The 11707-nt window shown below is 74.8% G+C and carries 12 protein-coding genes; 5 read left to right on the forward strand and 7 right to left on the reverse strand.

Annotation, left to right across the window (positions count from 1 at the left end):
- Positions 1-3: 3 nt before the first annotated feature.
- The 3 genes from ABZ951_RS28040 to ABZ951_RS28050 are packed head-to-tail and all read right to left on the reverse strand — an operon-like array spanning position 4 to position 2618.
- Complete coding sequence (locus tag ABZ951_RS28040) at positions 4-1161, reverse strand: acetyl-CoA C-acetyltransferase (protein ID WP_344086831.1); 1158 nt, start codon at positions 1159-1161, stop codon at positions 4-6.
- Between the two features lie 15 nt (positions 1162-1176).
- Positions 1177-1788: a TetR/AcrR family transcriptional regulator gene (locus ABZ951_RS28045; protein WP_344086828.1), complete on the reverse strand. Its 612-nt coding sequence runs from the start codon at positions 1786-1788 to the stop codon at positions 1177-1179.
- Positions 1789-1802: 14 nt separating this feature from the next.
- Positions 1803-2618 (reverse strand): SDR family oxidoreductase, encoded by an 816-nt coding sequence (locus tag ABZ951_RS28050; protein WP_344086825.1) that lies wholly within the window; start codon positions 2616-2618, stop codon positions 1803-1805.
- 46 nt (positions 2619-2664) lie between these two features.
- Between ABZ951_RS28050 and ABZ951_RS28055 the strand changes: the two genes are divergently transcribed.
- From ABZ951_RS28055 to ABZ951_RS28075, 5 genes are all read left to right on the forward strand, one after another.
- Positions 2665-3558, forward strand: coding sequence for an enoyl-CoA hydratase (locus tag ABZ951_RS28055; RefSeq protein WP_344086822.1), 894 nt, complete (start codon positions 2665-2667; stop codon positions 3556-3558).
- Positions 3558-4727, forward strand: coding sequence for an acyl-CoA dehydrogenase family protein (locus ABZ951_RS28060; RefSeq protein WP_344086819.1), 1170 nt, complete (start codon positions 3558-3560; stop codon positions 4725-4727). Before ABZ951_RS28055 ends, ABZ951_RS28060 begins: the two co-directional genes overlap by 1 nt.
- Positions 4724-5758, forward strand: coding sequence for an acyl-CoA dehydrogenase family protein (locus ABZ951_RS28065; RefSeq protein ID WP_361280983.1), 1035 nt, complete (start codon positions 4724-4726; stop codon positions 5756-5758). Before ABZ951_RS28060 ends, ABZ951_RS28065 begins: the two co-directional genes overlap by 4 nt.
- A gap of 131 nt (positions 5759-5889) precedes the next feature.
- Positions 5890-6396: a MarR family transcriptional regulator gene (locus tag ABZ951_RS28070; protein WP_344086813.1), complete on the forward strand. Its 507-nt coding sequence runs from the start codon at positions 5890-5892 to the stop codon at positions 6394-6396.
- Positions 6397-6571: 175 nt separating this feature from the next.
- Complete coding sequence (locus ABZ951_RS28075) at positions 6572-7324, forward strand: polysaccharide deacetylase family protein (RefSeq protein ID WP_344086810.1); 753 nt, start codon at positions 6572-6574, stop codon at positions 7322-7324.
- On the opposite strand, the gene ABZ951_RS28080 is transcribed toward ABZ951_RS28075, so the two are convergent.
- The 4 genes from ABZ951_RS28080 to ABZ951_RS28095 form a co-directional block, all read right to left on the reverse strand.
- On the reverse strand, positions 7305-7904 hold the full coding sequence (locus ABZ951_RS28080) for a hypothetical protein (RefSeq protein ID WP_344086807.1): 600 nt from the start codon (positions 7902-7904) through the stop codon (positions 7305-7307). The two genes, ABZ951_RS28075 and ABZ951_RS28080, sit on opposite strands and share 20 nt — an antisense overlap.
- Entirely contained in the window at positions 7901-9370 is a 1470-nt protein-coding gene (locus ABZ951_RS28085; RefSeq protein ID WP_344087062.1) for an ATP-binding protein, read from the reverse strand. Before ABZ951_RS28085 ends, ABZ951_RS28080 begins: the two co-directional genes overlap by 4 nt.
- A gap of 11 nt (positions 9371-9381) precedes the next feature.
- The gene (locus ABZ951_RS28090) at positions 9382-10080 is read right to left on the reverse strand and encodes a response regulator transcription factor (protein WP_344086804.1); all 699 of its coding nucleotides are present in this window, start codon (positions 10078-10080) and stop codon (positions 9382-9384) included.
- Between the two features lie 63 nt (positions 10081-10143).
- Complete coding sequence (locus tag ABZ951_RS28095; RefSeq protein ID WP_344086801.1) at positions 10144-11238, reverse strand: glycosyl hydrolase family 18 protein; 1095 nt, start codon at positions 11236-11238, stop codon at positions 10144-10146.
- Between the last annotated feature and the right edge of the window lie 469 nt (positions 11239-11707).

Raw genomic sequence — 11707 nt, forward strand, 5'->3', positions numbered from 1 at the left:
CCCTCACAGCCGCTCAATGATCGTCACGTTCGCCTGACCGCCTCCCTCACACATCGTTTGCAGCCCGTACCGGCCGCCGGTGCGTTCCAGTTCGTTCAGCAACGTGGTCATCAGCTTGGCTCCCGTCGCGCCCAAGGGGTGGCCGAGGGCCAGGGCGCCGCCGTTGACGTTGACCCTGGCCGGGTCCGTACCCGTCTCCTGAAGCCAGGCGAGGACCACCGACGCGAAGGCTTCGTTGATCTCCACCAGGTCGATGGCGTCCATCGTCAGGCCCGTCCGCTTCAGCGCGCGGGCCGTGGCGGGGATCGGTGCGGACAGCATGCGGATGGGGTCCTCGGCGCGGACGGAGAGGTGGTGGACGCGGGCGCGCGGGGTCAGGCCGTGGTCGCGCAGGGCGCGCCCGCTCGCCAGCAGGACGGCCGCCGCCCCGTCGGAGATCTGCGCGGAGAGGGCCGCCGTGATCAGCCCGCCGTCCACGACGGGCGGGAGCGCGGCCATCTTCTCGGGAGAGGTGTCCCGGCGCGGGCCCTCGTCGGCGGTCACCGGGCCGCAGGGGACGAGTTCCCGCGCGAAGCGGCCCTCGTCGGCGGCCCGTACCGCGCGCCGGTGCGAGCGCAGGGCGTACTCCTCCATGGCCTCGCGGGTGATGCCCCACGTGCGGGCGATGGTCTCGGCGCCGTGGAACTGGCTGACGGGCCGGTCGCCGTAGCGGGCCCGCCAGCCCTCCGAGCCGGCGTACGGGCCGTCGTCGAGCCCCAGGGGTTCGGTGGCCCTACGGGTGGCGTAGGCGATGGGGATCTGCGACATGTTCTGGGTGCCGCCCGCGATGACGAGGTCCTGGGTGCCGGAGAGGACGCCCTGGGCGGCGAAGTGGAGGGCCTGCTGCCCGGAGCCGCACTGCCGGTCGACGGTGACGCCGGGGACCTCCTCGGGGAGCCCGGCGGCCAGCCAGCTCGTCCGGGCGATGTCGCCGGCCTGCGGGCCGACGGCGTCGAGGCACCCGAAGACCACGTCGTCGACGGCGGCCGGATCGATGCCCGTCCGCTCCGTCAGGGCCCGCAGCACCAGGGCGCCGAGGTCGGCGGGGTGGACGGCGGCGAGGCCGCCGCCGCGCCGGCCGACGGGTGTGCGGACCGCGTCGACGAGGTAGGCGTCGGCCATCGCTGCTCCTCCGGGTCAGGCCCGGACGGCGATGCCGTCCAGGACCATCGACAGGTACTGGCGGGCGATCTCCTCCGGGCTGTGCGCGCCGCCCGGGCGGTACCAGGACGCCGCGACCCATACGGTGTCGCGGACGAAGCGGTAGGTGAGCCGGATGTCGAGATCGGCGCGGAAGACGTGCTCGGCGACGCCGCGCTCCAGCGTGCCGAGCCACACCGTCTCGAACTTCCGCTGGGACGCGGCGAGGTAGGCGAAGCGCGGCCGGCCGGTGAGGTGGCGGGATTCCCGCTGGTAGATGGCGACGGCGGGGCGGTGCCGGTCGATCTCGCGGAAGGACTCGGTGACGAGGGCCTCGATGGTCTCCCGGGGGCCGAGGCCGGCGGCGAGCACGGCGTCGTAGCCGGCCCACAGCTCGTCGAGGAAGGTGGAGAGGATCTCGTCCAGCATCGACTCCTTGGAGTCGAAGTGGTAATAGAGGCTGCCCGCGAGGAGGCCCGCCTCGTCGGCGATCCTGCGGACGGTGGTGGCGTTGTAGCCCTCGGCGGCGAACACCTCGGCGGCGGTGGCCAGGAGTTCGCGGCGCCGGTCGGGGGCCGTGATGACGGTGGTCTTCTTGCTGTTCGGCACGGGGTCATTGTCGGTCACGCGCGCTGGCTGCTGACCGAGACCGTCTCGCCGGTCATGTACGACGAGTAGCCGCTGGCGAGGAAGACGATGACGTTGGCGACCTCCCAGGGCTCGGCGTGCCGCCCGAGCGCCTCGCGCCCGGTCAGCTCGGCCAGCACCTCGGGCGTGGTGACCTTCGCCAGGTGGGGGTGGAGGGCGAGGCTCGGCGAGACGGCGTTGACGCGCACCCCGTAGGCGGCGGCCTCGGCGGCGGCGCAGCGGGTGAGGGCCATGACGCCGGCCTTGGCGGCGGCGTAGTGGGCCTGGCCGCGCTGGGCGCGCCAGCCGAGGACGGAGGCGTTGTTGACGACGACGCCGCCGGTGCCTTCCCGCATCCGGCGCAGGGCGGCGCGGGTGCAGCGGAAGGTGCCGGTCAGGGTGGTGTCGATGACTTTGTCCCACTGGTCGTCGGTCATGTCGGCGAGGTCGGCGGTGCCGCCGAGCCCGGCGTTGTTGACGACGATGTCGAGGGCGCCGTGCCGCTCCTCGGCGAGGTCGAAGAGGGCCGTGACCTGGTCCTCGACGGTGACGTCGCAGGGCAGGCCGGTGACCTGCCGGCTGCCGAACTCCTCGGCGAGCGCGGCCACGACGGCCCGCAGGCGGCGGGTGTGGGAGTCCCCGAGGACGACGCGGGCGCCCTCTTCGAGGAAGCGCCGGGCGGTGGCGCCGCCGATGCCGCTGCCGGCCGCCGCGGTGATGACGGCGGTGCGCCCGGTCAGCAGTTCGTGACCGGGGAGGTAGGGCGGCGGGCCCGGCCGGAGCGCGGTGCGGGACTCCTCGACGCTGCTCATGGCCGTACGTTAACCTACCAAACACTTGTTAGGGAAGGAGTGGCGGATGGCCCCCGCCCCAGGCCCCACCCAGGACCAACTCCCCGGCGACGAGGGGGCGGTTCAGCCGCCGGTGGTGCTCCGCGCCCGGCAGGGCCCGGTCGCGACCGTCACGATGAACCGGCCCGAGTACCGCAACGCGCAGAACTCGGCGATGACGTACGCCCTGGACGACGCGTTCCAGGAGGCCGCGGCCGACGACGAGGTCAAGGTCGTCGTCCTCGCGGGAGCGGGCGGGCACTTCTCCTCGGGCCACGACATCGGCACCCCCGGCCGCGACGCCCATCTCCCCCACCCGCGCCGGGCGGGGCTGTGGTGGGACCACTGCGGCAAGGCGGGCGCCGAGAGCCGTTTCGCCCGCGAGTCGGAGGTGTACCTGGGCATGTGCCGCCGGTGGCGCGAGCTGCCGAAGCCGGTGATCGCCTCCGTCCAGGGCGCGTGCGTGGCCGGGGGGCTGATGCTGGCCTGGGTGTGCGACCTGATCGTGGCGAGCGAGGACGCCTTCTTCGCCGACCCCGTCGTCCGGATGGGGATCCCCGGCGTCGAGTACTTCGCGCACCCGTGGGTGCTGCCGCCGCGGGTCGCCAAGGAGCTCCTGTACACCGGCGACCGGATGTCCGCGCGGCGCGCCCACGAGCTGGGGATGGTCAACCGCGTGGTGCCCCGCGCTGAACTCGCGGTCCGCACGGAGGAGTTGGCGCTGCGGGTCGCGGCGATGCCGCGCATGGGCCTCGCCCTGGCCAAGCGGGCCGTCAATCAGGCCGAGGACCTCCAGGGCCTGCACAGCGGCCTGGACGCGGCGTTCGGTCTCCACCACCTGGCGCACGCGCACAACGCCGAGACGGCCGCGGACCCGCTCGGCGGTGTGGGCATCCGCGCGATGAAGGAGCGCGGCGCCTGATGGACCTGGACTTCTCCCCGCAGGAGAGCGCCTTTCGCGCCGAGGCCCGGGCCTGGCTCGCCGCCCATGTGCCGCGCACCCCGCTGCGGTCGCTGGAGACGCGGGAGGGGTTCGCCGAGCACCGGGAGTGGGAGCGGACCCTGGCCGCGGACGGCTGGTCGGCGGTCTCCTGGCCGCGGGAGTACGGGGGCCGGGGCCGCTCGCCCCTGGAGTGGCTGATCTTCGAGGAGGAGTACCACGCGGCCGGGGCGCCGGCCCGGGTCGCCCAGAACGGCATCAGCCTCCTGGCCCCCACCCTCTTCGCGCACGGCACGCCGGAGCAGCGCGCCCGCGTCCTGCCGCCCATGGCCGGCGGCGAGGTCGTCTGGGCGCAGGCGTGGTCGGAGCCGGAGGCGGGCTCCGACCTGGCGTCGCTCAAGTCCGTGGCGGTGCGCACGGCCGGGGGCTGGCACGTGAGCGGTCAGAAGGCGTGGTCCTCGCGGGCCGCGTTCGCCGACCGGGCCTTCGGGCTGTTCCGCAGCGGGTCGGGCGGGCCGCCGCACCACGGGCTGACGTACGTGATGTTCCCGCTGGACGCGCGGGGGGTGACGGTGCGGCCCGTCGGCCGCCTCGACGGCAAGCCCGCCTTCGCGGAGCTCTTCCTCGACGAGGTGTTCGTCCCCGAAGCCGATGTCGTCGGGGAGCCGGGCGAGGGCTGGCGGGTCGCCATGAGCACCGCGGGGAACGAGCGCGGGGCGGCGCTGCGCAGCCCGGGGCGGTTCCTGGCCGCGGCGGAGCGGCTCGTCGCGCTGTGGCGCTCGGCGGCGGACCCGGCCGACACGGCGCTGCGGGACCGGGTGGCGGACGTGGTCGTCCGGGCGCGCGCTTACCAGCTGCGGGCCTACGCCGAGGTCGCGCGGCTCGCCGAGGGCGGGTCGACGGGCGCGGAGGCCAGCCTCGGGAAGGTCTTCTGGTCCGAGCTGGACCTGGCCCTGCACGAGACGGCCCTGGACATCCTGGGCCCCTACGGCGAGCTCGCCGACATCGCGGGTGAGGCGCCCGCGGGCGGCGCCTGGGCGGACGGCTACACGTTCGCCCTGGCGGGCCCCCTCTACGCGGGGACCAACGAGATCCAGCGGGACATCGTCGCGGAGCGGCTGCTGGGGCTGCCGAGGGGGCGCCGGCGGTGAGGTTCCTCCCGGACGCCGAGCAGGCCGCTTTCGGCCGCACCCTGGACCGCATGCTGACCGCGGCCGGCACCCCGGCGGCTGTCCGGGCGTGGGCGCGTGGCGACCACGGGCCGGGCCTCGCCCTGTGGGCGCGCCTCGCGGAGGCGGGGGTCTTCGCCCTGGCCGCGCCGGAGGAGTACGGCGGGGTGGGCCCGCTGCCCGTGGAACTCGCGGTGGCGTGCCTGGAGTTGGGCCGGCATGCCGTGCCCGGCCCGGTGGCCGAGACGGTCGCGGTGACGGCGCTCCTCACCCGTCTGGCCGGGACCGGTGATACGGCACCGGCCCGGGAGTGGCTGCCGCGGGTCTGCTCGGGCGCGGCACGGGTGACGCTCACCCTTCCGGAGGAGAGCCCGTACGCCGTGGACGCGGACGTGTGCGACGCGGTGTTCACCGTGACGAAGGCCCCGCGCCCGGCCGGGCCGGACACTCTTGCGCTGCGGCTCGCCCCGGGAACCGGCCCGGTGCAGCCGTCGCTGGACCGGGCGCGTCGGCTGGCCCGCCCCGAGGGCGCCGGGCGGCCCCTGGCCTCCGGGCGCGCGGTGCGGGCCGCCGTGGCGCACGCGGTGGACTGGGCGGCGTTCGCGGTGGCCGCCCAAGCGCTCGGGGTGGGGCTGGCGCTGCTGGAGCGCACGGTCGCGTACACGAAGCAGCGCACCCAGTTCGGCGTGGCCGTGGGCTCGTTCCAGGCGGTCAAGCACCGTTTGGCGGACACCCTGGTGGGGCTGGAGTTCGCCCGGCCGCTGGTGCACGGGGCGGCGGTCGCCCTCGCGTCGGGCGGGCCGGGCGCCACCGCGGAGGTGGCCGCGGCGAAGGCCGCCGCCTGCGACGCGGCGTACGCGGCGGCCCGGACGGCCCTGCAGCTCCACGGCGCGATCGGCTACACCGCGGAGTGCGACCTGTCCCTGTGGCTCGGCAAGGCGCGGGCCCTGCGCTCCGCGTGGGGCACGCCGACGGCCTGCCGGGCCCGCGCCCTGGGGCTATCTTTTAGGTAGCCGGCCGGGCGGTCACCCACCGCCGCGCCCGCTCGCCCCCGTCCACGCTCGTTTGGTCCACGCTTGCTCTCGTTCACGCCACGTCGGCGCGGCGGCCGGTCCGGCGGTCACCGGCGGGAAGGGTCGACACCGTGACAGAGGACGTCGTCGCGCGCGTGCTGCGCCAGTGGCAGCAGGTCCACCCCGGGCTCGACACCGCGCCGGTGGCCGTGATCGGCCGGCTCAACCGCTGTGCGGCGCTGCTCCAGCAGGCCGCGGACGCCCCGCTGGTGCGCGAGGGGCTCACGCGGGCGGAGTTCGACATCCTCGGCACCCTGCGCCGTACGGGGGTGGAGCTGACCCCGGGCCAGATCGCGCGGGAGACCTTCGCCTCCGGGGCGGCCGTCACCAAGCGGCTGCGGGAGCTGGAGGCGCGCGGCCTGGTCGGGCGGCGCACCGACGAGCGCGACCGGCGCGTGGCCCACCTGCGGCTGACCGGGCCGGGCACGGAGCTGATCGACCGGCTGATGCCCCGGCAGCTCGACTACGAGAAGGCGCTGCTGTCCGGGCTCGGCGCGGACCGGCAGGGCCGGCTCGCGGAGACGCTGGCCGAGCTGCTGGTCCTCCTCGAAGGGCGCCTCGGCGGCCTCCGGCCCTGAGTCCCGCCGGCCGCCGGACGGCCCGTCAGCCCGCCCGGCGGCCGGCACGCGCGGACCGGGAGATGATCTCCCTGTGCCCAGTAGATGATGAATCAGTAACAGAGGCACCCTTTTGCCCTGCCCGTCCCCTCTTCCCCGGTGACAAAGATCGCCGACAGGGAGAGCGGGACGAGCCATGGCGCTGCCGAAGAAGTACACGAACCGGATCGCGGCGACGGCGGCGGTCCTCGCGATAGCCGGCGGCACCCTGGCCGTGGCGGTCAGCGAACGCGGAAGCGGCGGCGACAGCTCCCCAGCGGCCGGCCGTCCGTCCCCGGCCAAGAGCGTGAGCCAGGAGATCGTCCGCGTCTCGGAGGACTCCGGCAAGACCGTCAACCTCACCCTCGACGACGGCCCGGACCCCACCTGGACGCCCAAGGTCCTCGCCCTCCTGGAGGAGTACCACGCCAAGGCGACGTTCTGCATGATCGGCCCGAACGCCAAAGCGCACCCGGACCTGGTGAAAAAGGTGGTCGCGGCGGGGCACCGGCTGTGCGACCACTCCATGACGCACGACACCACGATGGACAAGAAGCCCGTCGCCTACCAGTCGCGGGAGATCCTCGACGCGAAGAAGCTGATCGAGGAGGCGTCGGGCGGCACGCCCGTGCAGTACTACCGGGCACCGGGCGGGGCGTTCACCCCCGACAGCCGGCGGATCGCCGCGGAGAACGGCATGCGCCCGCTCGGCTGGAACGTGGACACCAAGGACTTCGAGCACCCGGGCGTCAACACGATCGTGGACACCGCCAAGCGCCAGCTGAGCAAGGGGCCGACCGTCCTGATGCACGACGGGGGCGGCTCCCGCGCCCAGACCGTGGAGGCCCTCGGGCGGCTGCTGCCGTGGCTGAAGCAGGAGGGGTACGCGTTCAGCTTCCCGAAGGTCTGACGGACGTCACGGGGCCGGGCGTGCCGGCCTGGGTGGGCAGCTTCGCGGCGGGAAAGGCGTTGTTGCTGTCGCAGACCATGTCCGAGATGACGTAGCTGCCGCCGCTGAGCTCGACCTTCACGTCGTGCAGGGCCCGCCCCCGCGGCACCTCGGCGTTGGCGGCCGTGCACACGAGCTGGCTCCGGGCGATGGGGCTCAGCCGGGTCACGTTCAACGGCAGCTGGATGCCGACCCGCATGGTGCCGGTGGTGACGTGGACTTCGCCGTTCATCTTCGGCAGGTCGGAGTACAGGCCGCGCACCTGCTCCGCCGAGTTGGTCCCCTGCAGGAGCAGGTTGACGGCTTCCTCCGCGCCGACCTTCGCCCCGGCTTCCCGGGGTGAGGAGGTGATGCCGGACGGTGACATGAAGTAGAGCCGGACGTCGAACACGTTGGCCGCGCCCGGCCGCCTGGCCCCCGTCGCCGGCAGCCCCGCGTCGATGACGTCGGTGGTCGTCACCCCGCAGCCCGCCAGCGTGGTGAGCAGCAGCGCGGCCGCGCCCACGGCGTACCGCTTCCTCGTGGTCCGCACCGTCTTCATACCTCCCCACCCCCGCCGTGCCGCAGCGGCAGGTCCACCGTGAACACCGCTCCTCCTGACGGCCCGTTGGCGGCGCGGACGGTGCCGTCGTGCAGGCGGACGTTCTCCAGGGTGATGGCGAGGCCGAGGCCGCTGCCCTCGGAGCGGGCCCGGGCGGAGTCCGCCTTGAAGAACCGCTCGAAGACGTGCGGCAGCACCTCGGGGTCGATGCCCTCGCCCCGGTCCGCGATCTCGATCAGCAGCCGTTCGCCGCCGTCCGGCCCCTCGACGCGGACGGCCACGCTCACCGGCTCGCCGCCGTGCTTGAGGGCGTTGCCCACGAGGTTGGCGACCACGACGTCGATCCGCCGCGGGTCCAGCCGGGCGCGTACGCCCTCGGGCAGGTCGGCGGCCACCTTGTCCTGCCAGCCGCGGGCCTGGAGGGTCTTGCGCACGGTTTCGGAGACGTCGACCTCGTCGAGGTGGAGGGCGGCGGCGCCCGCGTCGAAGCGGGAGATCTCCATCAGGTCCTCGACCATCCGGGCGAGCTTCCCCGTCTCCTCGCTGATGAGGCGGACCGCGTGGGCGGTGTCCGGGTCGAGGGTGGCGGCGTCCTCGTCGAGGACGTCGACGACGGCGGTCATCGCGGCGAGCGGGGTGCGCAGCTCGTGGGAGACGTCGGCGGCGAAGCGCCGGGAGTTGGCTTCCATGCGGCGCAGCTCCGCGACGTTCCCCTCCAGGGCCTCGGCCATGTCGTTGAAGGTCAGGGAGAGATCGGCGAGCTCGTCGCGGCCGGTCACCTTCAGGCGGGTGTCCAGCTCTCCGGCGGCGATCTTCCCCGAGGCGCGGCGCAGCTCGCGCACGGGCCGCAGGACGCCGCGCGCGGCGATCAGGGCGGGCACAGCGGCCAGGGCGACCGCGGGCAGGGCGCCCCGCTGGGCCGCTTCGACCAGGGCCTGGACGTTGGCCTCGTCCTCACGGAGCGGCAGCAGGGCGTAGACCTCCAGACCGGAGCGTTCGCTGGACTCCCGGTAGGTGACGGGCAGGCCGATGGCGAGCCAGGGGTCGCCATCGACGGCCAGGCGCTGGAAAGCCGGAATGCCCGAGTGGACCTTCTTCTGGAGGCCCTGGGGGATGAGCCGGTCGCCGACCACCGGCGGCATCATGGCGCCGCCCCGGTAGCGGACGGAGATGGCCCAGTGCTGCGCCCTGCCCGCTTTGGCGAGCCGGTCGCTGAGGTCGACCTGGCTCTGCCTGGTCAGCGGGAAGCTGTAGTCGGGCACCTGCGAGTTGACCTGGGACCGCAGGGAGTCGATGGCCGTGTCCTGGGTGCGCTTGAGGATCGCGGTGCGGGCCTCGCGGAAGGTCAGGGCCGCCGTGGTGAGCGCGCTCAGCGCCGCGACCAGCAGGAAGGCGACGACGAGCCGGGCGCGCAGCCCGCCGGCGACCGCGCGCAGCGAGGGACGGCGGAGGGTGGGGAGCCCCAGGTGCGGGCGTCTCACAGGGGCCCGAACCGGTAGCCGAAGCCACGCACGGTCTGGATGTAGCGGGGTGAGCGCGAGGAGTCCTCGACCTTGGTCCGCAGCCGCATCACACACGCGTCCACCAGCCGCGCGTCCCCGTGGTAGCTGTGCTCCCACACGTGTTCCAGGAGCTGCTGGCGGCTGAAGACCCGGCCGGGGGTCGCGGACAGGTAGAGCAGGAGCTTCATCTCGGAGGGGGCGAGCGCCAGGTCCTGGCCGTGCTTGGCGACGAGCAGGCCCTTGCGGTCGATGGCGAGGTCGCCGTGCGTCTCCACGGGCTGGGCCGCGGCCGGGTCGGGGCCGCCGTCGCCGGGGGCGGCCCGGCGCAGCACGGCCCGGATGCGGGCCTCCAGGACCTCGCCGCGGGCGGGTTTGACGATGTAGTCGTCGGCGCCCGCCTCCAGGCCGAGGACGACGTCGATGTCGTCGCCGCGGGCGGTGAGCATGATGATCGGGATCTGCTGGGTGGCGCGGATGCGGCGGCACACCTCGAAGCCGCTCTTGTCGGGCAGCATCAGGTCGAGCAGGACCAGGTCGGGCCGGAAGGTCTCCATGGCGGCGAGGCCGGCCTCGCCGGTCGGCGCGCCCTCGACCTCGTGGCCGCGGCGGCGCAGGGTGAGCGTGACGCCTTCCCGTACGGCCCGGTCGTCCTCGATCAACAGCACGCGTGACATGCGGACAGTATCCGTCCCATCAGCACATTCGTGCGCCGTGCGAGCCGGTGAACGAGAGAACTGTCACCGAGTGCTCATATTCGCCCGGACGGGCTCGGGGGGCGGCTGCCGGGGGGCGGCGAGGACGGGCCACAGCCCGGGCTCCTCGAAGTCCAGGGCCCACAGGGCGGTGCCGGTGACATGGTGCCGGGCCAGGACGGCGAGGTGGGCGGCGGTGCCCTGGGCGTCCTGGTACCAGACCTCCCGCTGCCGGCCGGCCTCGGTGTAGGTGAAGTGCGGGGTCCGGGATTCGGGGTCGAGGGCGTAGGGGGCACCGACGCGCCGGCGCAGGGCCTCGGCCTCGCGCGCGGTGCGGTGGGTGGCCCGGGCGGGGTCGCCGACCCGGTGGTCCCAGCCGTAGGCGGGCAGGCCCATCTCGATCTTCTCCGCGGGCACCCGCGCGGTGGCGTAGCGGAGGATGTCGTCGTACCAGGCGGGGCTGGAGAGCGGGCCGGGCGGGTCGAGGGCGTTGTGCAGGTTGTAGCCCATGATCCGCAGCCGGTCGAGGGTGCGGCCCAGGTGCGCGTAGTCGTAGACGGGGCCCTCGTCGCGCTCCTTGGCGGCCGAGCGGGGGAAGACGGCGGCCACGCACTCCTTGTGCAGGGCGTGGAGCCGGGCGCAGAGCTCGGTGGTGAGGGTGTTGAAGCCGGTGCGGACGCGCTCGGCGAGGGCGGGGGTGGTGGCGGTCTCGTTCATCTTCTCGTAGTCGAGGTCGAGGCCGTCATAGGAGTGGTCGGTGACGAGCCGCACCAGGGTGGTGACGTGCAGGGCGCGGGCCTTGGGGTCCTCCGTCAGGCGGGCCACCGCCTCGGCACCGAGGCTCTCGGTGACGGTGGGGAGGACCTTGATGCCGGCCCGGTGCAGCCCGTCGGTCACGGCCCGGTCCTCCGCGCCCGGGTGGGCCGTGAGGCGGTCGGCGGCGGTGGTCTCGTACCAGAACGGGCTGACCGTGTGGAGCTGGTCGGCGTGGGCGAGCGCGTCCCGGTAGGCGCCGGGTTCCCAGTAGGGCAGCCAGGCGGAGACCGTGCGCGCGGGCGGCTCCGCCGCGCCGGCGGCGGGCAGCAGCAACCCCACGAGGGCCCCGGCCGCGGCCAGGGCGGCGGCGCGTCTGCGGATCATGGCCTCCAGCGTGGCGCGGGGCACGGGGCGGCGCGACCGCGGTGACCCGGGCGGGGGGCCGTGCGCTCCGTGGGGAGCCGCCGCGCGCTTCGCAAGGGCGGGGTCCGCGGGCGCCGCGGGCTCCGCGGGGGCGGGCGCTGCGGGCGGTCCGGAGGCGCGGCCGGGGCCGAGGCTGAGGTCGGGTCGGGTCGGGTCGCAGACGGAGTCGACGCCCGAGCCGGGGCCGACGCCCGGGCCAGGGCCGAAGCCGACGCCCGGGCCGGGCCAAGGGCCAAGGACCGGGCCGATGGCGAGGCCGGGGCCGGGTCGGAGACGGAGTCGATGCCCGGGCCGAGGCCAGGGCCAGGGGCCAGGGTCCGGACCAGAGCCCGAGGCCGGGGTCGGCGACCGGGCACGGGCCGGAGGCCCGGCCGGTGCCAGGGGGCCGGGCGGGCGAGCAGCAGGCCCAGCGCCGCGGCGGCGACCGCGT

The organism is Streptomyces sp. NPDC046215 (assembly GCF_040646215.1).
Classification (GTDB): Bacteria; Actinomycetota; Actinomycetes; order Streptomycetales; family Streptomycetaceae; genus Streptomyces; species Streptomyces stramineus.

Bases quoted from the DNA above. Each gene is read 5' to 3' on its own strand.
- ABZ951_RS28040 (WP_344086831.1), bottom strand. From the start codon at position 1,161: ATGGCCGACGCCTACCTCGTCGACGCGGTCCGCACACCCGTCGGCCGG.
- ABZ951_RS28050 (WP_344086825.1), bottom strand. From the start codon at position 2,618: ATGAGCAGCGTCGAGGAGTCCCGCACCGCGCTCCGGCCGGGCCCGCCG.
- ABZ951_RS28055 (WP_344086822.1), top strand. From the start codon at position 2,665: ATGGCCCCCGCCCCAGGCCCCACCCAGGACCAACTCCCCGGCGACGAG.
- ABZ951_RS28060 (WP_344086819.1), top strand. From the start codon at position 3,558: ATGGACCTGGACTTCTCCCCGCAGGAGAGCGCCTTTCGCGCCGAGGCC.
- ABZ951_RS28075 (WP_344086810.1), top strand. From the start codon at position 6,572: ATGGCGCTGCCGAAGAAGTACACGAACCGGATCGCGGCGACGGCGGCG.
- ABZ951_RS28080 (WP_344086807.1), bottom strand. From the start codon at position 7,904: ATGAAGACGGTGCGGACCACGAGGAAGCGGTACGCCGTGGGCGCGGCC.
- ABZ951_RS28090 (WP_344086804.1), bottom strand. From the start codon at position 10,080: ATGTCACGCGTGCTGTTGATCGAGGACGACCGGGCCGTACGGGAAGGC.
- ABZ951_RS28095 (WP_344086801.1), bottom strand. From the start codon at position 11,238: ATGATCCGCAGACGCGCCGCCGCCCTGGCCGCGGCCGGGGCCCTCGTG.